Origin of the sequence: Chromobacterium sinusclupearum (assembly GCF_002902845.1) — a bacterium.
Classification (GTDB): Bacteria; Pseudomonadota; Gammaproteobacteria; order Burkholderiales; family Chromobacteriaceae; genus Chromobacterium; species Chromobacterium sinusclupearum.
On sequence record NZ_PPTF01000007.1, the window covers coordinates 1 to 1,640 of the forward strand.

General features: G+C 68.0%; 1 protein-coding gene. It reads left to right on the forward strand.

The annotated features are described in order from the left end of the window. Window positions 1–1,640 (forward strand): PA14 domain-containing protein (locus tag C2134_RS01635; protein ID WP_146042056.1); only part of this gene is annotated, 1,640 nt, incomplete at both ends.

The following is a 1,640-nucleotide window of genomic DNA, read 5'->3' on the forward strand; positions in this document are numbered from 1 at the left end:
TACGCCTACCAGAACGGCGTGGTCTATCTGCCGCTGAGCGGCAGCGCCGCCACGCTCGCCGCCACCGTCACCGACGGCGTCGGCAATGTCTCGTTGAACGCCTCCGCCAGTTACGCGCCGCCGGCGGCCCCGACTGTCACGCTGACCGAGCACACAGCCCAGGGCGATCAGATCGGCGTCAGTGACCTGGCCGGCGGCAAGGTGCAGGCTACCGTCGCGCTCGATCCCGTCAGCCTGGCCCATAACGGTTTCGCCACGCTGACCATCCACGATGGCAGCGCCAGCAGCTCCGTCACCATCAACAGCGCCGGCGTGGTCAGCAGTTCGTCCAGCGCCGTCAGCGCCAGCTATGCCGACGGCACGGTGACGCTGGCCATCGTCCCGCCGGCCAATGGCCAGGCGGTCAGCATCAGCGCCACTCAGACCGACAGCCTCGGCCATGCCTCCAGCAGCGGCAGCGCCAGCGGCACGCTGAACCTGACCGCGCCCGCCGCGCCCACCGTCACCGTGGCCGAACACCTCGACCCGAACGGTTTGATCGGCCCGACCGACCTGGCCCATGGCCAGGTGCAGGCCACCGTCGCGCTGGACTCGAACAGCCTCAGCAGCGGCGGCAGCGCCCAGGTTTCGATCAGCGATGGCGGCGCGAGCAGCAGCCTCACCGTCCACAGCGACGGCTCGGTCACCAGCAGCAACCCGGCCGTCAGCGCCAGCTACGCGGGCGGCGTGCTGAGCCTCGGCATCCCGGAGCCAGCCAACGGCCAATCGGTCAGCGTATCCGCCACCCAAACCAACGCCTTGGGCAATGTCTCCGCCGCCGGCTCGGACAGCGGCACGCTGGATGTGGTGCCGCCGGACACCCCGGCTATCAGCTTCCAGCCCAATGGCCTGACCGCTCTGCTGTACGGCCTCAACGACAGCCATATCTCCAGCCCCGTCAGCGGCCAGACCGCACTGTCCACCGTGCTGGCCGACCTGACCAACCACAGCCCCACCGCCAGCTTCATCGCCACCGCCTTGAACTTTGGCGATCAGAACGGCGTCTGGCATGGCAACACCGACTTCGGCAACAACCTCGGCAATTCGCTGGCCAACCTCAATGCCTTCCTCGGCGGCAATGCCTCCAATCTGCAGTTGGCCAGCAGTTACGGCGTCACCACGCAATCGATCCTGACCTTGAACGGCGCCTTCAGCGCCGCCGCCGGCAATTACACCCTCAACGTCAACGCCGACGACGGTTTCCAGATCATCGTCGATGGCCAGGTGGTCAGCCAGTTCGCCGGCAATGAGGCGCAGACCGAGCACGATGTCGCGCTGACGCTCGGCGCCACCGCCGGCAATCTGCACGCCATCCAGATCGTGTTTTGGGATCAGGGCGGCAACGCCGTGCTGCAGGTCGGCCTGACGCCGGCGGGCGCCCCGGCCGGCACCGCGCCGACGCCGCTGACGCTGTCGTCCAGCACCTTGGTCGGCAGCGTGGCGCTGGACAGCAATGACCAGCAGGCGCTGAGCAACCACGGCAGCCTGACGGTGACGGAAGGCGCCAGCCAGTTGCAGCTGGCGCTGAACGCCAACGGCCAGCTGGTCGATGGCAGCGGCACGGTTTACGCCTACCAGAACGGCGTGGTCTATCTGCCGCT